The sequence below is a fragment of the Marinobacter sp. MDS2 genome (genome assembly GCF_030718085.1).
In the GTDB taxonomy this organism is placed as follows: Bacteria; Pseudomonadota; Gammaproteobacteria; order Pseudomonadales; family Oleiphilaceae; genus Marinobacter.
On record NZ_JAVAJF010000001.1, the window covers coordinates 1,268,330 to 1,289,994 of the forward strand.

The 21,665-nt window shown below is 55.5% G+C and carries 18 protein-coding genes; 10 read left to right on the forward strand and 8 right to left on the reverse strand.

Features of this window, described 5'->3' with window-relative positions; translation table 11 throughout:
• Window positions 1-24 precede the first annotated feature (24 nt).
• The gene (gene lon / locus Q9245_RS06100; RefSeq protein ID WP_305896301.1) at window positions 25-2,475 is read left to right on the forward strand and encodes an endopeptidase La; all 2,451 of its coding nucleotides are present in this window, start codon (window positions 25-27) and stop codon (window positions 2,473-2,475) included.
• Window positions 2,476-2,533: 58 nt separating this feature from the next.
• On the opposite strand, the gene Q9245_RS06105 is transcribed toward lon, so the two are convergent.
• Complete coding sequence (locus tag Q9245_RS06105) at window positions 2,534-3,028, reverse strand: MarR family winged helix-turn-helix transcriptional regulator (RefSeq protein ID WP_305896302.1); 495 nt, start codon at window positions 3,026-3,028, stop codon at window positions 2,534-2,536.
• Between the two features lie 211 nt (window positions 3,029-3,239).
• Here Q9245_RS06105 and Q9245_RS06110 point away from each other — a divergent pair, with 211 nt between their 5' ends.
• The 6 genes from Q9245_RS06110 to Q9245_RS06135 all read left to right on the forward strand — a co-directional run bounded on the left by Q9245_RS06110 (window position 3,240) and on the right by Q9245_RS06135 (window position 9,139).
• Window positions 3,240-4,151, forward strand: coding sequence for a tetratricopeptide repeat protein (locus Q9245_RS06110; RefSeq protein ID WP_305896303.1), 912 nt, complete (start codon window positions 3,240-3,242; stop codon window positions 4,149-4,151).
• Window positions 4,152-4,263: 112 nt separating this feature from the next.
• The gene (locus Q9245_RS06115) at window positions 4,264-5,376 is read left to right on the forward strand and encodes a branched-chain amino acid ABC transporter substrate-binding protein (protein ID WP_305896304.1); all 1,113 of its coding nucleotides are present in this window, start codon (window positions 4,264-4,266) and stop codon (window positions 5,374-5,376) included.
• Between the two features lie 96 nt (window positions 5,377-5,472).
• Entirely contained in the window at window positions 5,473-6,396 is a 924-nt protein-coding gene (gene livH, locus Q9245_RS06120) for a high-affinity branched-chain amino acid ABC transporter permease LivH (protein WP_305896305.1), read from the forward strand.
• Window positions 6,396-7,667 carry a high-affinity branched-chain amino acid ABC transporter permease LivM gene (locus tag Q9245_RS06125; RefSeq protein WP_305896306.1) on the forward strand — a complete coding sequence of 424 codons (1,272 nt, stop codon included), beginning with the start codon at window positions 6,396-6,398 and terminating at the stop codon, window positions 7,665-7,667. The genes livH and Q9245_RS06125 overlap by 1 nt, the downstream gene beginning before the upstream one ends.
• Before the next feature lie 5 nt (window positions 7,668-7,672).
• Window positions 7,673-8,428 carry a high-affinity branched-chain amino acid ABC transporter ATP-binding protein LivG gene (gene livG / locus Q9245_RS06130; RefSeq protein WP_305896307.1) on the forward strand — a complete coding sequence of 252 codons (756 nt, stop codon included), beginning with the start codon at window positions 7,673-7,675 and terminating at the stop codon, window positions 8,426-8,428.
• Between the two features lie 9 nt (window positions 8,429-8,437).
• The gene (locus Q9245_RS06135) at window positions 8,438-9,139 is read left to right on the forward strand and encodes an ABC transporter ATP-binding protein (RefSeq protein WP_305896308.1); all 702 of its coding nucleotides are present in this window, start codon (window positions 8,438-8,440) and stop codon (window positions 9,137-9,139) included.
• A 68-nt stretch (window positions 9,140-9,207) separates the two neighbouring features.
• On the opposite strand, the gene Q9245_RS06140 is transcribed toward Q9245_RS06135, so the two are convergent.
• Complete coding sequence (locus tag Q9245_RS06140) at window positions 9,208-9,648, reverse strand: hypothetical protein (protein WP_305896309.1); 441 nt, start codon at window positions 9,646-9,648, stop codon at window positions 9,208-9,210.
• A 297-nt stretch (window positions 9,649-9,945) separates the two neighbouring features.
• On the opposite strand from Q9245_RS06140, the gene Q9245_RS06145 reads away from it, so the two are divergent.
• The 3 genes from Q9245_RS06145 to Q9245_RS06155 all read left to right on the forward strand — a co-directional run bounded on the left by Q9245_RS06145 (window position 9,946) and on the right by Q9245_RS06155 (window position 13,192).
• The gene (locus Q9245_RS06145; RefSeq protein WP_114334522.1) at window positions 9,946-10,410 is read left to right on the forward strand and encodes a DUF3015 domain-containing protein; all 465 of its coding nucleotides are present in this window, start codon (window positions 9,946-9,948) and stop codon (window positions 10,408-10,410) included.
• Window positions 10,411-10,493: 83 nt separating this feature from the next.
• Window positions 10,494-12,359, forward strand: a complete 1,866-nt coding sequence (locus Q9245_RS06150) for a DUF4105 domain-containing protein (protein ID WP_305896310.1) — start codon at window positions 10,494-10,496, stop codon at window positions 12,357-12,359.
• The gene (locus Q9245_RS06155) at window positions 12,329-13,192 is read left to right on the forward strand and encodes an alpha/beta hydrolase (protein WP_305896311.1); all 864 of its coding nucleotides are present in this window, start codon (window positions 12,329-12,331) and stop codon (window positions 13,190-13,192) included. The genes Q9245_RS06150 and Q9245_RS06155 overlap by 31 nt, the downstream gene beginning before the upstream one ends.
• Before the next feature lie 243 nt (window positions 13,193-13,435).
• Here Q9245_RS06155 and pnp read toward each other — a convergent pair whose 3' ends face one another.
• The 6 genes from pnp to nusA form a co-directional block, all read right to left on the reverse strand.
• Window positions 13,436-15,550, reverse strand: a complete 2,115-nt coding sequence (gene pnp / locus Q9245_RS06160; RefSeq protein ID WP_305897183.1) for a polyribonucleotide nucleotidyltransferase — start codon at window positions 15,548-15,550, stop codon at window positions 13,436-13,438.
• A gap of 349 nt (window positions 15,551-15,899) precedes the next feature.
• Window positions 15,900-16,169 (reverse strand): 30S ribosomal protein S15, encoded by a 270-nt coding sequence (gene rpsO / locus Q9245_RS06165; RefSeq protein WP_199006012.1) that lies wholly within the window; start codon window positions 16,167-16,169, stop codon window positions 15,900-15,902.
• Window positions 16,170-16,246: 77 nt separating this feature from the next.
• Window positions 16,247-17,170: a tRNA pseudouridine(55) synthase TruB gene (truB, locus tag Q9245_RS06170; RefSeq protein ID WP_305896312.1), complete on the reverse strand. Its 924-nt coding sequence runs from the start codon at window positions 17,168-17,170 to the stop codon at window positions 16,247-16,249.
• Window positions 17,167-17,598, reverse strand: a complete 432-nt coding sequence (gene rbfA, locus Q9245_RS06175; protein WP_305896313.1) for a 30S ribosome-binding factor RbfA — start codon at window positions 17,596-17,598, stop codon at window positions 17,167-17,169. Before rbfA ends, truB begins: the two co-directional genes overlap by 4 nt.
• Window positions 17,598-20,138, reverse strand: a complete 2,541-nt coding sequence (infB, locus tag Q9245_RS06180; protein WP_305896314.1) for a translation initiation factor IF-2 — start codon at window positions 20,136-20,138, stop codon at window positions 17,598-17,600. The genes rbfA and infB overlap by 1 nt, the downstream gene beginning before the upstream one ends.
• 20 nt (window positions 20,139-20,158) lie before the next feature.
• Complete coding sequence (gene nusA / locus Q9245_RS06185) at window positions 20,159-21,652, reverse strand: transcription termination factor NusA (protein ID WP_305896315.1); 1,494 nt, start codon at window positions 21,650-21,652, stop codon at window positions 20,159-20,161.
• Between the last annotated feature and the right edge of the window lie 13 nt (window positions 21,653-21,665).

The window sequence follows — 21,665 nt, forward strand, 5'->3', positions numbered from 1 at the left end:
ACTCAGCCTTGAGAGCAACACGGTATGAATGACGAGAACCGCAAAGACTCCCTGGAAGAATTTGAAGACGATGTAACCGAATACATCGGCAAAGACGAGAACAGCAAAAGCCTGATCCTGCCGCAGCAGGCCAGGCCGCGGCGTATGTATGTTTTGCCGGTGTCTAACCGGCCGTTCTTCCCCGCCCAGGTGCAACCGGTGGTGGTGAACCAGAACCCCTGGCAGGAGACCCTGAAGCGGGTGGGCGAGACCGAGCACAAGGTGCTGGGTATCTGCTTTGTGGAAGACCCGGAATCTGAAACCGGCATTCCCGCCAGCGATGACCTGGAAACCATGGGTTGCGCGGTGAAGGTTCACCATGCCCAGAGCGAAGGAGGCAAGGTCCAGTTTATTGCCCAGGGCATGCAGCGCTTCAAAATCGTGCAGTGGCTGCGCCGCCGCCCGCCCTACCTGGTGGAAGTGGAATACCCGGAGGAGCCGGAAGAACCGGCGGATGAGCTCAAGGCCTACACCCTGGCCATTATCAGCGCAATAAAGGAGCTGCTACGCACCAACCCACTGTATGGCGAAGAGGTGAAGCAATACCTGTCCCGCTTTGGCCCGGAAGACAGCTCGCCGCTGGCAGACTTCGGCGCCTCTATGACCAGTGCCCCGGGCCGGGAGTTGCAGGATGTGCTGGATACCGTGCCCCTGCTCCGGCGTATGGAGCGGGTGCTGTTGCTGATGCGCAAAGAGCAGGAAGTGGCGCGCCTGCAATCCGAGATCAATGAAGAAGTAAACGAGAAGGTGCAGAAGCACCAGCGGGAATTCTTCCTGCGCGAGCAGCTGAAAGTCATCCAGCGGGAGCTGGGCATTGCCAAGGACGACAAAACCGCCGATGTGGAGCGCTTTGAAGAGCGCATGGCCAAACTGAACCCACCGGACGCGGTGCAGGACCGGTTCAAGGATGAAATCCAGAAACTACAGGTGCTGGAACAGGGCTCCCCGGAATACGGCGTTACCCGCAACTACCTGGACTGGATTACCCAAGTGCCCTGGGGTGTGCATTCCGAAGACCACTTCGACCTGGCCGAAGCTCGTCGCATTCTGGACCGGGACCACGACGGCCTGGACGATGTAAAAGACCGTATCATCGAGTTCCTGGCCGAAGGTACCTTCAAAGGCGAAGTGAGTGGTTCCATACTCTTACTAGTCGGCCCACCCGGGGTGGGCAAAACCTCCATCGGCCGTTCGGTGGCCGATGCCCTTGGCAGGGAGTTTTATCGGTTCAGTGTCGGCGGCATGCGCGATGAAGCCGAAATCAAAGGCCACCGCCGCACCTATATCGGCGCCATGCCCGGTAAATTCGTGCAGGCCCTGAAAGACAGCAAAGTGGCCAACCCGGTGATCATGCTGGATGAGATCGACAAGATCGGCAGCTCCTATCAGGGCGACCCGGCCTCGGCCCTTCTGGAAACCCTGGATCCGGAACAGAACAAGGAATTCCTCGACCACTACCTGGACGTGCGCATGGACCTGTCCAAGGTGCTGTTCGTGTGCACCGCCAACCAGCTGGACACCATTCCCCGGCCATTGCTCGACCGCATGGATGTGATTCGACTGTCTGGCTACATCGGCGAAGAAAAGCTCGCCATCGCCAAGCACTACCTGATCCCTCGCCTGCTCAAACGTGCCGGCTTACTGAAAAAACAGCTGAACATTTCAGACGCCGCCGTGCGCCAGGTGATTGAGGGCTATGCCCGGGAAGCCGGCGTGCGCAGTTTGGAAAAGCTGCTGCACAAAATCATTCGCAAAGGCATTGTGAAACTGCTGGAAAACCCGGATGAACCGGTCAGAGTTGGCGTAGCCGACCTGGTGAGTTATCTCGGACAGCCCGCCTTCCGTAAAGAGAAATCGCTCAAAGGCACCGGCGTAGTTACCGGCCTGGCATGGACCGCCATGGGCGGTGCCACACTGAGCATCGAAGCCTCCCGCGTTCACACCCATCACCGGGGCTTCAAACTGACCGGGCAACTGGGCGACGTGATGCGCGAGTCGGCGGAAATCGCCTACAGCTACGTGGCCTCCAACCTGAAGCGGTTCAAAGGCGACCCGAGCTTCTTCGAGAAGTCGTTCGTGCACCTACACGTGCCGGAAGGCGCAACACCGAAAGACGGCCCCAGTGCCGGCGTGACCATGGCCACGGCATTGCTCTCGATCGCCCGCAGGGAAGCTCCTCAGCAAAACATTGCCATGACTGGCGAGCTGACACTCACCGGGCAGGTGCTGCCTGTTGGCGGGATACGTGAAAAAGTGATTGCCGCCAGAAGGCAGAAAATCAGCAACCTGATTCTGCCGGAGGCCAACCGGGGCGACTACGAAGAGTTGCCGGATTATCTCAAAGAAGGGCTAACCGTGAACTTTGCCAAAAACTACAACGACGTGTTTCAGGTGTGTTTTGGCAATAAGCCCAAGAGTGGGTCTAGCGTGCACTAAGCTACGTCAGTTCGGAGAATGGGGGTCTGTCCTCGTAGGGACAGACCCCTCGCAAACCTCAGGTTTTCTCCTTCCAGCCATCATCCTTCAACACCGAACCCACTGTCAGAACCGGAGAGGCATCAATGTCGTCAGCGTTCATCATGTGGGCCACACGCTGCAACGACGACAAAATCATTGTCTGCTCCCACTCTGCCAGATTCTGAAACTTCTCAATGAAATCTTCCTGCAAAGGATTCGGCGCACGGGCCAGAAGATCGGCTCCGTCTTCGGTCAAATGCGCATGCACCTTGCGTTTATCCTTGGTGCTGCGCACCCGATAAACCAGCTTACGGTGTTCAAGACGGTCGAGAATGGTCGTTACCGTTGCCTGGCTGAGACTGACATTCTCGGCAATCGTACCAATCGTCACCTCACCCAAGTCACGAATGGTGCGCATAATCAGCAACTGAGGCCCCGTCAATCCGGCATGCTTGCTCAACCGTTTGGAATGCAAATCCGTTGCCCGGATAACCCGCCGAAGCGCCACCAACACCTGCTCGTAACTATCCAAAACCTGACTCCCGAACCATTTATTTATACCTCTAACTATTAGAGGTCTTCGCCCTTCGTGATGCAAGTGCGAATATTACTTAGCTCACCGAAAACCCTGCCATACGGGTGTTGCCGGCAAACCCGCCCTGCGCTCGGCATTATTTCTAATAGTCACTGTGCTAAGGTCATCCACTGATACTGTTCTCCTCACTGAAAAACGGACACCTTTAATGATCAGGCACTACCTCGCTTTCATCCTCGCCCTTATTTTTGCCGGACACCTCCATGCACAAGGGCAGGAACTTGGCCCGGACAAAGAGCTGACAGCCGAAGACCTGGAAGAAAGCATCAAAACGCTGGAAAAGCCCATGTACACGCCCTTCGTGGAGCTCTACCTGCTCGACGAAACCAAGGCGCTTCGCCAAGACATGCAAAACACCCGCGCCGAGCTCATAGAAAAAGTCGTCGAAAAAGAATTGTCCGTGGCTGACAAATCCATGTCTTATGCCGCCGACACGGTCACCTACTTCTTCTACCTGATTGCCGGCGCCACCTCCATTCTGGTGGTTATCGGCTGGAACTCGATTCGGGACATGCGCCACCAACTCACAGGCCTTGCGGAAGAGCGGGTCAACGAATTGGTGGTGGAATACGAAAAGCGCCTGAAAGCGATCGAAGTACAGTTGCAGCAAAAGTCTGAAATCATTCACCAGAACCAGGCAGAAATCGAACTGACCAACGAAGTGCATGCGCTCTGGCTTAAAGCCAGTCAGGAAACCTCGCAACAGAACAAGATCAACACCTACGACCAGATTCTGGAATTACGGCCAGACGATGTTGAAGCACTGAGCTACAAAGCCGATGCCGTGCTCGAAATACAAGAACCGCTCTGGGCCATCAGCCTGTGTAACCGTGCGCTCAAGCTGGCACCGGACAACGGCCATGCGCTTTACCAGCTGGCCTGTGCCTTTGCCGAGATCGGCCGCTGGGAAGATGCCGTTGCCAACCTGGCAAAAGCCATCGAGATCTCCGAAGCCTATCGAGACGATGCCTCGGTGGACCCCAGCTTCGAGCAATTGCACGACCACGAAAACTTCAAGAATCTGGTCTACATCGATGGCGACGACCCGGAAGACGCTTAAATTGGTATATGTATCGCGGCCATACACGCATTTGCTTGACAAGGCCTAGGCTGTGGTGTTTCTTAACTCATTGTGAACATAAGAATAACCCTGACACACAGGAAAAAACACGATGAACATTTCCGCAAAGAAACTCGCCACCGCTATAAGCGCGTCCGTCGCCCTGATGGCCGCTGGCCAGGCTACTGCTGATATCAAAATCGGCATCGCCGGGCCCATGACCGGCCCGGTTGCCCAGTACGGTGACATGCAGTTCTCCGGTGCCCGCATGGCTATCGAGCGCATCAACGCCGAGGGTGGCGTGATGGGCGAAGATCTGGTTGCCGTTGAAGTTGATGACGTTTGCGACCCTAAGCAAGCCGTTACGGTTGCTAACCGCCTGGTGAACGAAGGCGTTCAGTACGTTATTGGCCACCTCTGCTCCAGCTCGACCCAGCCCGCCTCCGACATTTATGAAGACGAAGGCATTCTGATGATCACCCCGGCTTCCACCAGCCCGGAAATCACCGAACGCGGCTATGAACTGGTGTTCCGTACGATTGGTCTGGACAGCATGCAGGGACCGGTCGCGGGCAATTACATCGCCAGTCAGAAGCCGGAGCGAGTTGCGGTCGTTCACGATAAACAGCAGTACGGTGAAGGCATTGCCACTGCGGTTCGTGACACCCTGAAAAACGCCGGCATCGAAGTTGCGATGTTCGAGGGCATCACCGCCGGCGACAAGGACTTCTCCTCTCTGGTCACCAAAATCAAACAAGCCGACGTGGACTTCGTCTACTACGGCGGTTACCACCCTGAACTGGGGCTGATCCTGCGTCAGGCTCGCCAGACGGATGTCACAGCCAAATTCATGGGCCCTGAAGGGGTAGGCAACAAAGACATCAACACCATCGCCGGTGAAGCCGCCGAAGGTTTGCTGGTCACCCTGCCGCCAAGCTTTGATGAAAAAGCCGAGAACCAGGAGCTGGTCAAAGCGTTCAAGGACAAAGGCGAAGACCCGTCCGGCCCGTTCGTTCTACCTTCCTACACTGCCGTTCAGCTAGTGGCTGAGGGCATCAAGCAAGCCGATTCCAAAGATCCGTTTGATGTGGCCGCCGCGTTGCGCGCCAACAGCTTTGAAACTCCGATCGGAACCGTTCAATACGACAAAGCCGGGGACCTGAAGTCCTTCGAATTTGTGGTGTACGAATGGCACTCTGACGGTAGCAAGACTCCGGCACAGTAAGCCAAATCCTCTACCGAGGTATGAACAAGAGCACCTTCCAGCCGCGATCCGGGGGAAGGTGCTTTTCTGGCCGTATGCATTCGGAGCTCCCCCAGCATGCAAGACCTCCTATATTTTTCCCAACAGCTCGTTAACGGGCTCACGATCGGGAGCACTTACGCCCTGATCGCCATCGGCTATACGATGGTTTACGGCATTATCGGCATGATCAACTTCGCCCACGGCGAAATCTACATGATCGGCGCTTACACCGCGCTTATTGCCATCACCGGCCTTGCCACCCTCGGCGTCGCCTGGTTACCTGTCATTTTACTGGTTGCGCTGATCTGCGCGGTGATCGTATCCAGCTCCATGGGCTGGGCGGTTGAACGAGTCGCTTACCGCCCCGTGCGCGGTCGCCACCGACTGATACCGCTCATCTCCGCAATCGGTATGTCGATCTTCCTGCAAAACTACGTTCATCTGGCCCAGGGTTCGCGCAACATCGGCTTTCCGGCGCTGATCGACGGCAGTTTTCGCTTTGGCGCTCCCGAAAGCTTCCAGCTTTCACTCTCCTACATGCAAATCACCATTTTTATCACCACGCTGATCTGCATGACCCTGCTCTCTTTGTTCATTTCACGCTCACGCATCGGGCGAGCTTGCCGGGCCGTTTCCCAGGATCTGGGCATGGCTAATCTGCTGGGTATCGATACCAACCGAATCATTTCCGCGACCTTTGTCATCGGTGCCTCGCTGGCGGCTGTTGCCGGTTTGTTACTGGGCATGTACTACGGCTCGGTTGACCCGTTGTTTGGCTTTATCGCGGGCCTGAAAGCATTTACCGCAGCGGTACTGGGCGGCATTGGCAGCATTCCCGGCGCCATGTTGGGTGGTCTGATACTTGGTGTCTCGGAAAGCATGACCTCGGGTTATCTGAGCGGCGAATACAAAGACGTTGTTTCGTTCAGCTTGCTGATACTGATCCTGCTGTTCAAACCCACCGGCCTGCTTGGCAAACCGGAGGTTGAGAAGATCTGATGGCAACCCACAACTTGAAGCATGCGCTGTTCTGCGCGATCGTCACCGTCGTTATCGCCTACCCGATTCTCGGTTTGAATCTGGTGGCTCAAGGCACCGAAATCGGTCTGGAAGGCGCAACGCCAACCACCATTATCTCGATCTTTCTGGCCGCCGGTATCGTGTTCTTCTTCCAGCTGTTCCGTGACAACATCATGGGTAACCTGGGCAAACTGCCCAAGCTGAACCCTTTGAGCGGTCGCGAGCCCATGCCCGATGCCAAGCGCGCAAAAATGGAGGCCTGGGTGCTCACGGCCATTATCGTGCTGGCGTTATTCTGGCCGTTCGTGGTGTCACGCGGTGCGGTCGATCTGGCCACATTGGTGCTTATCTACATCATGCTGGCTTTGGGCCTGAACGTGGTGGTTGGCCTCGCCGGCCTGCTCGATCTCGGCTACGTCGCCTTCTATGCCGTCGGCGCCTACACCTTTGCCCTGCTGTACCAGTACTTTGGCTTTACCTTCTGGATGGCCTTGCCGGTTGGCGCCTTGCTGGCCGCAACCTTTGGCATGGTGCTCGGATTTCCGGTGTTACGACTGCGAGGCGATTATCTGGCCATTGTGACGCTGGGTTTTGGCGAGATTATCCGCATCCTTTTGAACAACTGGACAGCGGTTACCGGCGGCCCTAACGGCATTGGCGGCATTCCCGACCCAACCTTGTTCGGTATGGAGTTCGGGCGCAGAGTCAAAGAAGAAGGCAACACCTCCTTCCACGAAACCTTTGGCATCGCCTACAGCGGTGAGCACAAGGTCATTTTCCTGTACCTGATCGCCCTGGTGCTCGCGGTTATTACCGCTCTGGTCATCCGCCGCCTGATGCGCATGCCGGTTGGCCGGGCCTGGGAAGCCCTTCGGGAAGATGAGATTGCTGCTCGCTCCCTTGGTTTGAGCCGCACCGCCGTAAAGCTTTCTGCGTTCACCATCGGCGCCTTCTTCGCCGGATTCGCCGGTACCGTGTTCGCTTCCAAGCAAGGCTTCATCAGCCCTGAATCCTTTGTCTTCCTGGAATCCGCGATCATTCTGGCGATTGTGGTACTGGGCGGCATGGGCTCTCAGATTGGCGTAATTCTCGCGGCTGTTGCCGTCACCATCCTGCCGGAGCTCGCACGTGAGTTCTCAGACTTCCGAATGCTCGTCTTCGGGGCCGCCATGGTTCTGATGATGGTATGGCGGCCTCAAGGTCTGATGCCTATGCGTCGAATTCCCATTGCACTGCAACGGCAGGAGTGACAGGTATGCTAGAAGTACAAGATCTGTCCATGCGCTTCGGCGGCCTGCTGGCCGTGGATGGCGTGAATCTGGACGTTCAGAACCATGAAATCGTCTCGGTGATCGGCCCCAACGGTGCCGGCAAAACCACCGTGTTCAACTGCGTTAGCGGATTCTACAAACCCACTGGCGGAAAAATTCTGTTTCAAGGTAAAGAGGTGCAAGGCAAGCCGGACTACAAGATCTCGCGGCTCGGCATGGTGCGCACCTTCCAGCACGTTCGGTTGTTTAATCAAATGTCGGTGGTCGAGAACCTGCTGGTTGCTCAACACCGTCATCTCAACACCAACTTGCTTTCCGGGCTGATAAAAACGCCGGACTATCGATCCCGGGAAAAGCGTTCGCTGGACAAAGCGGCTTATTGGCTCGAACGGGTGGGCCTGCTGGAACTCGCCAACCGTGAAGCCGGCAACCTCGCCTATGGCCAGCAACGCCGTTTGGAGATCGCGCGCTGCATGGTCACCGAACCCAAGCTGCTGATGCTTGACGAGCCCGCAGCCGGCCTCAACCCGGCTGAAACCAAGGATCTCAATCAGCTGATCATGAGCCTGAAAGAGGATTACAACGTTTCAGTGCTGCTCATCGAGCACGACATGAGCCTCGTGATGGACATTTCCGACCGGATTACCGTCATCAACCAGGGGCGCCCCCTGGCCAGCGGTACCCCCGACGAAGTTCGCCAGAACGACGACGTGATCAAAGCTTATCTGGGCGAGGCCTGAGGAATAACCATGCTAGTACTGGAAAACGTTCATACGCATTACGGCAAAATCGAGGCTTTGCACGGTGTCTCGGTTGAAGTGAACAAGGGGGAGATTGTTTCGTTGATTGGCGCCAACGGTGCCGGTAAAACCACTCTGCTGATGACGGTCTGCGGAAACCCGCAAGCCAGTTCCGGGCGCATTATTTTGGAAGGCAAAGACATCACCCACGACGCCACCTCCACCATTATGCGCTCCGGCATTGCCATCGTGCCCGAAGGCCGGCGCGTGTTTTCCGGCCTGACGGTCGAAGAAAACCTGCATATGGGCGGGTTCTTCAACACCAAGGCCGAGATTCGCAAAAGCCAGGATCACGTTTACGAGCTGTTCCCCCGGCTCAAGGAGCGGGAAAACCAACGAGCCGGCACCATGTCAGGCGGTGAGCAGCAAATGCTTGCCATTGGTCGGGCCCTGATGAGTAAGCCCAAGATGATCATTCTGGACGAGCCGTCGCTGGGCTTGGCGCCGATCATCATTCAGCAGATCTTCGAGATCATCGGCCATTTGCGAGACGAGGGCATCACCGTGTTTCTTGTTGAGCAGAACGCGCATCAAGCGCTGAACCTGGCCGACCGGGGCTATGTCCTCGAAACCGGAAAAATCCGGCTACACGATACCGGCAAGAACTTGCTGAGCAACCCGGAAGTTCGGGAGGCGTATCTGGGGGGCTGACCAGCCCCATCAAAAAAGCCGGAGCAGGGTTAAACCCCTCTCCGGCTTTTTTTTGCCAATCACGAAGCTTATTTGATGCTTCGGATGGTGCCTTTGTAACCTTCAACTTTTACGTCGATGGTGCCAAAGAAGCCGTAGCCTTCCTGCTTGATGGTGTAGCGAGGTGCTACGATCACATCAGCGCCGGACTCGGTAATGGCGTTGTAAGCTGCTGCAGACTTCACTTTTTCAGTCAAAGAAGCGCCGCCCAGTGAAAGCAGAGAACCGCCACCGTTAGCACCGTAAGCAACACCGTCAGCGTATTCGTGCTCGGCACCCAGAGTCAGCAGACCAAACAGCTGAGTAACAGAGGATTCGCCAGTGATCTTTTCGCCAACTTCGATGTCAGCTTTTACGTCAGTGGCAACAACACCGGTCAGGGGCAGAGAAGGAGCACTGGTGTTCAGTGAGCTACAACCAGTCAACGCGCCGGCCATTACAAGGCTTGAGGCAATAAGCAATTTTTTCACAATCATGTCTCCATGTGTCTTTATAGGTCGCCATCTTGGCGGGCGGAACTATACGGAACCCGGCCTTCTATGACAAGAAAACATAACTCCGAACTTTATAATCAAATTAGTAATAAGAACCTGTTCATAAAATTGGGCTAAGTACCTCGTATAGTTTGCGTTTTTGCAAATTTGTCTATACTTACCTGAGCGGTTTGCAAGCTGGGCTTTCACCCTCGGGCCGTTCTCATCTAATAAATGATCAGCCTTACGTTTAGGCGTTTTGTGACGAGAGAAAAACCACACAAGGAGTGGATAATGAAAAAACTGATCGCAGGTGCAATTCTTCTAGGTGCTTCTTCTATGGCCTTCGCGCAGCCGGGCTGTGGTGTCGGTGCCATGATCTGGAAGGGACAGTCTGGCATTGCTCCACACGTGCTGGCAGCGACCACCAACGGAACCTTTGGTAACCAGACCTTTGGTATGACCACCGGTACTTTGGGTTGCTCCACCAACCAGTCCGTGCAATCTATGGCTATGTACATGGACAGCAACATCGACAAGGTTGCCCGTGACATGTCCCGCGGCTCCGGTGAAAACCTGGACACTCTCGCCGTACTTCTTGGCGTAGAAGAAGCGGACCGCGCTGACTTCCGTCAGGTACTGCAGGATAACTTCGCAACCATCTTCCCGAACTCTGAAACCACTTCTGGCGAAGCGGTAGACGCAATCGTAGCCCTGCTTGAGCAGAACAAATCTCTGAGCAAATACGTGGCGGCCTAATCGCCTAACCCCGAAGGATTGAACCTGCGCCACGGATGGCGCACTATCCTATTCTTCACTCAAACCGGATGTACCAAACACCCATGGGCTACCTCTTGCGCACTGGGCAGGCTGCATTATGGCTTGCTGGCACCTTGGCAACCCACACTGCCTTCGCTTCAAACCTTGAAAACCTGCACGAACATCCCGTTTGGCTCACGCTCGGCCACTATCACGAAAATCGTTTTGGTTCCGGCTACACCAGTCAGGCCGACGATCCTGCGTTTTTCCTGAGCGAGGGCGGCAAGACTAATCCCCAGGCAGAACTCGAAGCGACGCTTGCCGCCATACAACAGCCCGGCAAAGGTGACGACCACGCCCGGTGCCGCTTCCCTGCCCGGGATGCCTGGCTGCGTGACCAGCTCGACTTGCCCGAGGAACCAGTAAGCTGCCCGGCGTATGACGACTGGGCGGACACCTTGAATACTGAAAAAGTGACGCTTGTATTTGCCGCGTCCTACCTGAACAGCCCGTCGTCCATGTTTGGTCACACGTTTCTGCGACTAGACCCTCCCCAAGACGACAACGAAACTGATCTGCTGTTGGCAAATACCATCTCCTATGCCGCCGACGCGGCCGAACACGACAGCGAACTGCTGTTCGCCTATCGCGGCATCTTCGGAGGCTACCCGGGCATTACGGCGATCAAGCCTTATTACGAAATGATCCGCCTGTACAACGACATCGAACACCGGGATTTGTGGGAATACACCCTGAATCTGAGCCAGCAGGAAGTCGACACCATGCTGACCCACACCTGGGAAATTCAGGACAAGAACTTTGATTACTATTTCTTCGACGAAAACTGCGCCTACCGCTTACTGGCACTCATCGATGTGGCTCGCCCAGGCACAGACCTCTTAGAAGAAGTGAGCACTCACGCCATACCCTCCGATACGGTGCGCTGGGTGCGTGACAAAAACCTGGTAGAAAGCATCCATTACCGCCCGTCCGCCGCGACAGCGGTTAGCCACAGTCTGGAATCCCTGCCGGACGACCACCAAACCATTGCCGCTGCAATCGCCAACGGCTACGTGAAGGTAGGCGATCCGGAGGTACAACAACTGCCTGTCGGCGAAAAAGCCCGCTTGCTGGATGCCACCTACGACTACGTGCGCTACCAGAGCGAAGCCGACAATTGGCCGCGAGAGTTTGCGGCACCGTTATCGCACCAGCTGTTGGTTACCCGCAGCCAAATCGACAACGCCAAACCGATTCCCCCGGTGGCAGAACCAACCGTGCGAGACGACCAGGGCCACGACACATTCAGACTCAGCCTGAGTTCCGGCCAATTGGCTCACAACGAATTCACTGAACTGACCATCCGGCCGGCCTATCACGACGTCGTTGATCCCCCCGAAGGCTACCGAACCGGTGCGCAGCTGCAATTCCTGCGACTGGATGCACGGCTCTATCACGACAACGATGAACTGCAGGTCGAACAAATCACCGGCGTCGAAATACGCTCCTTGAGCCCCCGCAACCAGTTCTTCTCGCCCACGTCCTGGCAAGTCGGCTTCGGCGGCCGCCGCACCGACACGGGAACCCAGCGGGTGCTCGCGCCATATCTGGAAGGTGGAGCCGGAGGCAGCTGGAGCCTCGGCGACAACAGCCAAGTCTTCGCCCTGGCCACGGCTGATCTTGAAATCGACGATGACATCCGCCGCGGCTACGACTTTGCCCCGGGCGCAGACCTTGGCGTACTGCACCAAAGCCCCCGCGTCAGCCTACTGGGCGGAGTTAAAACCAAAGCGTGGATCGTCAGCAGCCAACACCGCCAAGACCAGCTCTACCTGAAAGCCAACTACCACATCGGCCGAGAATTCAGCCTATTCACCGAATTCACCCGAGAAGACCACTTCGACAGGTACCAAAGCACATGGCAGGCAGGCATCCACGCGTACTTCTGAGCCCAAAAACGCTCACCAGCGTTTTCTTGGTGTTTTTGGCACTGCTGCAAACCGGTTGCAGCAGTGTTTTCTTCTATCCAAACAACACCACCTACATCACCCCGGACCGACTCGAACTGGACTACGAAAACGTCTTCCTGAACACCCCCGACGGCGAAACCCTCCACGGCTGGTGGCTACTCGCTAAAACTGACGGCCCGCCAAAAGGCACCATTTACTACCTCCACGGCAACGCCCAAAACGTAAGTGCTCACATACTCAACATCGCCTGGCTGCCAGAGGAAGGCTACAACGTCTTCACCATAGACTACCGAGGCTACGGCCAATCCACCGGCGCTCCCGACATCGAAGGCGCCCTGCACGACGTAGAAACCGGCCTGCGCTGGCTTGCCGAACACCATACGGATCAACCGCTCTTCCTCCTCGGCCAAAGCCTCGGCGGCGCACTAGGGATTGCCCTTGCCAACGAATGGGTACAACGCAACGAACAACCCGAACTCAACGGCGTGATCCTGGACGGCACCTTCTCCGGCTTCCGCTACATCGCCCGCGAAAAACTCAACAACTTCTGGCTAACCTGGCCCGTCCAATACCCCCTGAGCTGGACCATCCCCGACGACTACGAAGGCGTCGATCGCATTGCAGGCATAGCACCCGTGCCGGTTATGATCATCCACAGCATCCGGGACGGCATCATCCCGTTCCACCACGGCACAAGGCTCTATGATGCCGCTGAACATCCCAAAGAATTTCTCCAGACGGACACCCCCCACGCAGCCACATTCGTGATTCCTGCGTACCGTGAGGCGGTTCTGGAGTTTATGGAGAAATGAAGTGCCACAAAAAGTGCACTTGCTAGGCAGCTGTAGCAGCCACACAGAGTCTGATGCGGAGGTTGGATGAGCCCTTCCCAAAAGTCTTGAGGGCCAAGGACGGCCCGAAAGAAGCGCACATGGATGTGCTCGTAGCGTCTTTTGGGAAGGGCTCATCCGGCCTCAGCACGACCCCCAAGCTAAACCGCATAGAAACGAAAAAACCCGCCAAAAGGCGGGTTTTCTCAAGACAAACCAGAAATCTTAGTCAGCGAATTCAGTTGCCTGCTCGCCTTCCTTAACTTCCTTCATCGACAGCTTAACGCGGCCACGGTTGTCCACATCCAGAACCTTAACCAGAACTTCCTGACCTTCGCTCAGCTCATCAGTCACGTTCTCGATACGACGCTCAGAGATCTGGGAAATGTGCACCAGACCATCCTTGCCAGGCAGAATGTTCACAAACGCACCGAAGTCCACAATCCGCTCAACGCGGCCCTTGTAGATAGCGCCCACTTCGATCTCAGCCGTGATTTCCTTAACACGATTCATCGCCGCCTGAGCCGCTTCACCGTTCTCGGCGTAGATCTTCACATTACCGTCGTCATCCAGATCGATAGACGCACCGGTCTCATCACAGATAGAACGGATAGTCGCGCCACCCTTACCGATCACGTCACGGATCTTGTCCGGATGGATCTTGATAGTGGTGATGCTCGGCGCACGATCAGACAGCTCGGTGCGCGGCTCGGAGATAACCTTGTTCATCTCGTCCAGGATGTGCAAACGCGCAGCCTGTGCCTGCTCAAGAGCAAGTTCCATGATCTCGTCAGTGATACCGTTGATCTTGATATCCATCTGCAGCGCAGTGATACCTTCTTTGGTACCCGCAACCTTGAAGTCCATGTCGCCCAAGTGATCTTCGTCACCGAGGATGTCGGTCAGAACAGCGAACTTCTCGCCTTCCTTAACCAGACCCATCGCAATACCGGCAACCGGTGCCTTGATCGGAACACCCGCGTCCATCAACGCAAGGCTGGAACCACATACGGAAGCCATAGAGCTGGAACCGTTGGATTCAGTGATCTCGGAAACCGAACGAATCGCATACGGGAACTCTTCAATAGTCGGCATAACCGCCAGAACACCACGCTTGGCCAAACGACCGTGGCCCACTTCACGACGACCCGGAGTACCTACACGGCCGGCTTCACCGACAGAGTACGGAGGGAAGTTGTAGTGGAACATGAACGGGTCTTTGCGCTCGCCTTCCAGTGCGTCAATGGTCTGAACGTCACGGGTGGTACCCAGAGTGGTGGTTACGATCGCCTGAGTTTCACCACGGGTGAACAGGGCAGAACCGTGAACAGAAGGCAGAATGCCCACTTCCACTTCGATCGGACGAACGGTCTTGTTGTCACGGCCATCGATACGCGGCTTGCCATCGATAACTTGCTGACGAACAACCGTCTTCTCAACTTTGCCGAAGTACTTCTTCACCAAGTCGGCAGAAGGCTGACCTTCTTCTTCACCGGCCAGCTTCTCAACGGCCGCAGCTTTGATTTCGCCCAGACGCTCGTAACGAGCCATCTTGTCGCGAATGGCATAAGCTTCTTCGATCTGCCCAACAAACTCCGCTTTGATCGCATCCAGCAGTCCGGTGTCTTCCGGCTCTGGCTGCCAATCCCAACGCGGCTTGCCGTTCTCGGCTGCAAATTCTTTGATCGCGTTGATCGCGGTCTGCATTTCTTGGTGAGCGTACAGAACGCCACCCAGCATCTGATCTTCAGACAGGCCTTTGGCTTCAGATTCAACCATCAGAACCGCTTCATCAGTACCGGCAACAACCATGTCCAGAAGAGAGGTTTCCAGCTCTTCGAAAGACGGGTTCAGGAAGTAACCTTTGTCGTTGGTGAAACCAACGCGCGCAGCACCGATCGGGCCGTCAAAAGGAATACCAGAGATTGCCAGGGCAGCAGAAGCGGCCAACATGGCGGCGATATCCGGGTCCTGCTTCTTGTCGGTCGACATAACCGTCAGAATCAACTGAACTTCGTTCATGAAGCCAGTCGGGAACAGAGGACGAATCGGACGGTCGATCAGACGCGAGGTCAGAGTTTCTTTCTCGGAAGGACGACCTTCACGCTTGAAGAAACCACCGGGGATTTTACCCGCAGCGTAAGTCTTCTCGGAGTAGTTAACGGTCAGCGGGAAGAAAGGCTGGCCCGGCTTCGCTTCACGGACACCAACAACGGTACCCAGAACGGAGGTATCACCACAGGTAACCACTACAGAACCGGTTGCCTGACGCGCTACACGGCCGGTTTCCAGTGTGAAGGTGTGTCCACCCATTTCAAATGTTTTCGTACGTGGTTGCAGATCCACAATTTACTCCTGCTTTCAACTGTTTAATACGTGGCTGATAACTGAACGATTCAGCATAGCCCGTGTTTTCCATTTATGCCGCAGCAGTCTGAACTGTGAACCAAAAGGCAACCCGTCTGAAAGCTAACAGGCTGTCGCAAAAACCCGGCAACGCCCCGGCTTTTCGACAACCTGCTTTCAATATCGGCTTTCCATTACGACAGGGAAAATCCTTTGGTGTCACGGACAAATCAACTGCAGCAGATGACCGCCTGGTTGCCTTACCAGCAAGCGCAGACAGCGGGGGAGAAAACTCGGCTGGCCACGGGAAACCCCGGGCCAGCCTTCAGGTCACTAAATCCGATTAGCGACGCAGACCCAAACGCTTGATCAACTCAAGGTAACGGTCAGCATTCTTACGCTTCAGGTAGTCCAGCAGCTTACGACGCTGGTTTACCATACGGATAAGACCACGGCGGGAATGGTGATCCTGCTTGTTGGCCTTAAAGTGATCCTGCAGCTTGTTGATGTTAGCGGTCAGCAGAGCCACCTGAACTTCAGGGGAACCGGTATCGCCTTCACCTTGCTGAAAATCGGTAACGATTTGAGCTTTCTCACTGGCAGAAAGTGCCATATTACACCTCATTGTTTGCGATGCTGAAAAATCCGGCCGAACCGCGCATCTCTACAGCCCGGCTACACAGCGGCAGCTTATCTGCCGTTGTTCTTGACCAGCCGACGAGGCACCAGCACGGTGTCTTCGCCTTCCGGTTGAGCTTCCGCCAGCCCGACAAAGGAATGGTTGCCGTAAACGCGCACAAATCCTTCAAAGGGCTGACCGGGTATTCTAACTGGTTGCCCGTTCAATATCGATACCAGCGCCGGGCCTGAAAGCCGGTGTTCCGGAAACATGGTCAGCGCACTTTCCGGTGGTAACAACAGCCCGTCAAGGCTTTCGTCACGCTCACGCATGGCTTCAAGGGTTTCGACATTCTGAACGTTTTCAAGGGTGTAACCCGCCGCCAAGGTACGACGCAAAGCAACCACATGCGCTCCGCAACCCAACTGTTCGCCAATGTCTTCGACTAATGAGCGGATGTACGTACCTTTGGTGCAGGTTACCGCCAGATCGAGCTCATTGTCGCGAACCGCAAGCAGCTTCAGTTCATAGATGGTAACGGGCCGTGCCGGGCGCTCAATCTCGATGCCTTCCCGGGCGTATTCATACAGAGGTTTGCCCTGATGCTTAAGCGCGGAATACATGGATGGAACCTGTTGAATGTCGCCCCGGAAGTTTTCCAGAACGGCTTCTACATCGGCTTCTGTAAGAGAGGGAACGGGCTTTTCTTCAACCACAGCGCCTTCGGAATCCCCGGTCTCTGTACGAACACCTAAACGGGCCGTGGTGATATAGGCCTTATCGCTGTCCAACATCGTCTGGGAAAACTTGGTGGCCTCACCGAAGCACAAAGGCAACACGCCAGTGGCCAACGGATCAAGCGCACCGGTATGGCCCGCTTTTGCGGCTCCATAGAGGCGCTTGACCTGCTGAAGAATACCGTTAGAAGTGACACCCTGGGGCTTATCGATCACCAGGATGCCATTTACGTCACGACCTTTACGTCTTCGACTCAAGCGTCTCGCTCCGAACTGTCCGTGTCAGTATCGTCACTGTCGTCTCGACTAACGGCAGGCTGATCACCCACAGCTTCGCGGATCAGCTGATCCAGCTTACGGCTATGGCCAAGCAAACTGTCGAAGTGGAAGCGCAGCATGGGTACGACCCGCAACTTCATCGCACGCGCCACTTGGCCTCGCAAAAATCCGGATGCTTTATTCAGCACTTTCAGGGACTCCTGAACTTCCGGAGATTGCTCGGTTAGCTCTTCGGTCGACAACAGCGAAACGTAGATATCCGCATAGCCCAAATCACGGCTGACTTTGACATCATTCACCGTGATCATGCCAACGCGAGGGTCTTTCACCTCGCGCTGGATGATCTGGGCCAGCTCACGTTGCATCTGATCGCCAATGCGATCGATGCGACTGTAATCCCGTGCCATTAGGCCCCCGTAGATTCGAGCTGACGTTCAACGCGAACGCGATCGAAGACTTCGATCTGGTCGCCCACTTTCACATCGTAACCCTTAACACCGATACCACATTCCATACCGTTACGTACTTCTTGTACGTCGTCTTTGAAGCGGCGCAGTGATTCCAGCTCGCCTTCAAAGATCACTACGTTGTCACGCAGTACACGGATCGGCTTGTTGCGGTAGACATTACCCTCGGTAACCATACAGCCAGCAACCTGACCGAACTTCGGTGAACGGAATACATCACGCACATCGGCAATACCAACGATGTCTTCGCGGAATTCCGGCTTCAGCATGCCCGTCAGAGCCGCTTTAACGTCATCCAGCATGTTATAGATGATGCTGTAGTAACGCAGGTCCAGGCCTTCCTTCTCGACCAAACGCTTCGCCGCTGTATCAGCACGAACGTTAAAGCCGAAGATAACCGCGTTGGTAGCCATGGCCAGGCTGATATCGGTTTCAGCGATACCGCCGACACCGGATGACACAACCTTGACCTGAACTTCGTCGTTACCCATATCACGCAAGGCTTTGGTGATCGCCTCAAGGGTACCGCGTACGTCGGTTTTCAGAACAACGTTGAGGGTCTTAACCTCATCCTTGCCCATGTTTTCAAACATATTCTCAAGCTTGGCGGCTTGCTGACGCTGCAGACGGTTCTCGCGCTCGCGAGTCTGACGCAATTCGGCCAGCTCTTTGGCCTTCTTCTCGTCGGAAACGGCGTAGAACTCGTCACCGGCATCCGGCGTACCGTTCAAGCCCAGGATCTCAACCGGGATTGAAGGGCCCGCAGACTTAACCTGTTTACCGGCTTCGTTAGTCATGGCACGAACCTTACCGAAGAAGGAACCGGCAACAACCATCTCACCCTGGCGCAAAGTACCGTTCTGAACCAGAACCGTCGCAACCGAACCACGACCCCGCTCCAGGCTGGATTCAACAACCACACCTTTCGCAGACGCGTCTGGAGAAGCTTCCAGTTCGAGCACTTCGGCCTGAAGCAATACAGCTTCAAGCAGATTGTCGATACCAGAACCGGTATGCGCGGAAACCGGTACGAACTGAACATCACCGCCCCAGTCTTCAGGAATAACATCCAAAGCCGACAGTTCGGTTTTGATGCGGTCAGGATCGGCTTCTTCTTTGTCCATCTTGTTGATGGCAACAACCAAAGGAACACCGGCTGATTTGGCGTGTTCAACCGCTTCTTTAGTTTGTGGCATCACACCGTCATCGGCCGCTACAACCAGAATGACGATATCGGTGCACTGAGCACCGCGAGCACGCATCGCCGTGAAGGCTGCGTGGCCCGGGGTATCCAGGAAGGACACCATGCCGTGATCGGTTTCAACGTGGTAGGCACCAATGTGCTGGGTAATACCACCGGATTCGCCAGCCGCCACTTTGGTGCGACGAATGTAATCAAGCAGCGAGGTTTTACCGTGGTCAACGTGACCCATCACGCTCACAACCGGAGCACGCTTGATCTTTTCTTTGCCTTCGTCCTGATCAGTGATGTTGCTCAGCACTTCTTCTTCAAGTGCGTCGTCACTGATACTAACCGGCTTGTGACCCAACTCTTCCGTCACCAGGATCGCAGTTTCCTGATCCAGAGGCTGGTTGATGGTGGCCATCACGCCCATTCCCATCAGAGTCTTGATGACATCAGCGGCTTTAACAGCCATACGCTGGGCGAGATCACCAACAGTGATCGTTTCGGGAATCTGTACTTCTCTTACCATGGGCTTGGTTGGCCTCTCGAAAGCATGACGCTTTTCTTTCGTTTTCTTTTTGGCCCGTAGCTGTTTGCGAGGAACGGTATCGTCATCCTCGGAAATCACCAGAGGCTCCTCTGGTCGGCTACGTGGACCGCGATGGCCAGCCTGCTTCTTCTTAGGCTTGCCGTCATCATCATCGCCGCGCTCACGCCCTTTCTCTTTCTTTTTCTTCGGCTTGCGATCCCGTCCATCGTCTTCTGGCGGAGGCATCGGAATGTCCTCGGGCGCAGTTTCAACGGCTGGCTCTGGCTCTTTCGCTTCAGGCGCTTTCGGCGCTTCTGCAGCTTCAACCTGCTCTTTCGGCGCTTCGGTTTCTGGCTGAGCTGGTGTTTGCTCAGCAGCCACTTGCGGCGTTTCTTGTGGAGCTGGCTCTTGCGCGACCGGCTGTTCTACAGGCTCTGTCGGCTTTGGCGCTTCGGCTTCCGGCTCAGGCTGCAGTTCGGCACGCTTGATGTACGTACGACGCTTGCGCACTTCCACATTAACGGTTTTGGCTTTGCCCGCTTTCAACGTGGTGGTTGTCTTGCGCTTGAGCGTGATCTTCCGCGGCTCTGCTTCGTCATCGCCGTGGCTCTTTCTCAGATAATCCAGCAACTGCTGTTTCTCATCGCTAGACACAGCATCGTTTTCGCTACGGGCTTGTAGCCCGGCTTCAACGATCTGCTTCAGCAAACGATCCACGGGAGCGCCTACATCTGCGGCCAGTTGTTTTACCGTTACATCAGTCATACTGGTCCTCCTCTCCCGAATCAGGCCTGGTCTTCAAACCAGGGTGCACGTGCCGTCATAATCAACTGACCTGCACGCTCTTCATCAACACCTTCGATCTCAAGCAGATCATCAACTGATTGCTCTGCGAGATCTTCCATCGTGCGAACGCCCATACCGGCAAGCTTGAACGCCAGTGCCCGCTCCATGCCTTCCATTTCCAGCAGGTCTTCAGCAGGCTCTGCACCTTCAAGGGCTTCTTCACCGGCCAAGGCCTGATTGAGCAGGGCATCTTTGGCACGCTTACGAAGTTCCGTCACGGTGTCTTCATCCAGACCATCGATGGCCAGCATTTCTTCCATCGGTACGTAGGCCACTTCTTCAATAGAAGAGAAGCCTTCTTCGATCAGGACACTTGCAAACTCTTCATCAACATCAAGATGCTTGGTGAAGTGTTCAAGCAAACGACCAAGCTCTTGCTCTTGACGCTCGCCTGCTTCTTCTTCCGTCATCACGTTCAGTGTCCAGCCGGTCAGCTCGGTGGCCAAACGAACGTTCTGTCCATTCCGACCAATGGCCTGGGCCAGATTGTCTTCAGCAACTGCAACGTCCATGGTGTGACGGTCTTCATCCATCACAATGGAGGCAACTTCTGCCGGAGCCATGGCATTGATAACCAGCTGTGCCGGGTTGTCGTCCCAGAGAACGATATCCACACGCTCACCGCCCAACTCGTTGGAAACGGCCTGAACACGGGAACCCCGCATACCTACACATGCACCGACCGGATCGATACGACGGTCGTTGGTTTTCACGGCAATTTTCGCCCGTGAACCTGGATCACGGGCTGCGCCACGAATCTCGATCAGCTCTTCGGCGATCTCGGGCACTTCGATACGGAACAACTCGATCAGCATCTGGGCATCAGTACGGCTCAGAATCAGTTGCGGACCACGATGATCCACCCGGATTTCGAGCAGCAAAGCGCGGACACGATCGCCCATGCGGAACGTCTCGCGAGCAATCAGGTGTTCACGTGGCAGCAAAGCTTCAGCGTTGCTGCCCAGATCCACGATGACGTTGTCCCGGGTGACCTTTTTGACGGTACCGGAAACCAGCTCACCAACGCGATCGCGGTAGCTGTCTACGATCTTGGAACGCTCGGCTTCACGCACTTTCTGGAAGATAATCTGTTTTGCAGCCTGCGCACCGATACGGCCGAAAGCAACGGATTCCGTCTGCTCTTCGTACATATCACCTGGCTGCAGCGACGAATCGATTTCTTCCGCTTCCTGCATGGTCAGCTCGGTGCCCAATGCGGGAACCGCGTCATTATCTACCACCAACCAGCGGCGGAAAGTTTCGTATTCGCCAGTACGGCGATCGATGGAAACGCGGATATCCGCCTCTTCATCTTCGTAACGCTTTTTGGCAGCAGTGGCGAGCGCAAGCTCGATGGCCTCAAAAATCACGTCCTTGTCGACGCCCTTCTCGTTCGAGACGGTTTCCACTACCAGCAAGATCTCTTTACTCATGCGATTGCCCTGC

Bases quoted from the DNA above. Each gene is read 5' to 3' on its own strand.
- lon (WP_305896301.1), top strand. From the start codon at position 25: ATGAATGACGAGAACCGCAAAGACTCCCTGGAAGAATTTGAAGACGAT.
- Q9245_RS06110 (WP_305896303.1), top strand. From the start codon at position 3,240: ATGATCAGGCACTACCTCGCTTTCATCCTCGCCCTTATTTTTGCCGGA.
- Q9245_RS06115 (WP_305896304.1), top strand. From the start codon at position 4,264: ATGAACATTTCCGCAAAGAAACTCGCCACCGCTATAAGCGCGTCCGTC.
- livH (WP_305896305.1), top strand. From the start codon at position 5,473: ATGCAAGACCTCCTATATTTTTCCCAACAGCTCGTTAACGGGCTCACG.
- Q9245_RS06125 (WP_305896306.1), top strand. From the start codon at position 6,396: ATGGCAACCCACAACTTGAAGCATGCGCTGTTCTGCGCGATCGTCACC.
- livG (WP_305896307.1), top strand. From the start codon at position 7,673: ATGCTAGAAGTACAAGATCTGTCCATGCGCTTCGGCGGCCTGCTGGCC.
- Q9245_RS06135 (WP_305896308.1), top strand. From the start codon at position 8,438: ATGCTAGTACTGGAAAACGTTCATACGCATTACGGCAAAATCGAGGCT.
- Q9245_RS06145 (WP_114334522.1), top strand. From the start codon at position 9,946: ATGAAAAAACTGATCGCAGGTGCAATTCTTCTAGGTGCTTCTTCTATG.
- Q9245_RS06150 (WP_305896310.1), top strand. From the start codon at position 10,494: ATGGGCTACCTCTTGCGCACTGGGCAGGCTGCATTATGGCTTGCTGGC.
- Q9245_RS06155 (WP_305896311.1), top strand. From the start codon at position 12,329: ATGGCAGGCAGGCATCCACGCGTACTTCTGAGCCCAAAAACGCTCACC.
- rpsO (WP_199006012.1), bottom strand. From the start codon at position 16,169: ATGGCACTTTCTGCCAGTGAGAAAGCTCAAATCGTTACCGATTTTCAG.
- rbfA (WP_305896313.1), bottom strand. From the start codon at position 17,598: ATGGCACGGGATTACAGTCGCATCGATCGCATTGGCGATCAGATGCAA.
- infB (WP_305896314.1), bottom strand. From the start codon at position 20,138: ATGACTGATGTAACGGTAAAACAACTGGCCGCAGATGTAGGCGCTCCC.
- nusA (WP_305896315.1), bottom strand. From the start codon at position 21,652: ATGAGTAAAGAGATCTTGCTGGTAGTGGAAACCGTCTCGAACGAGAAG.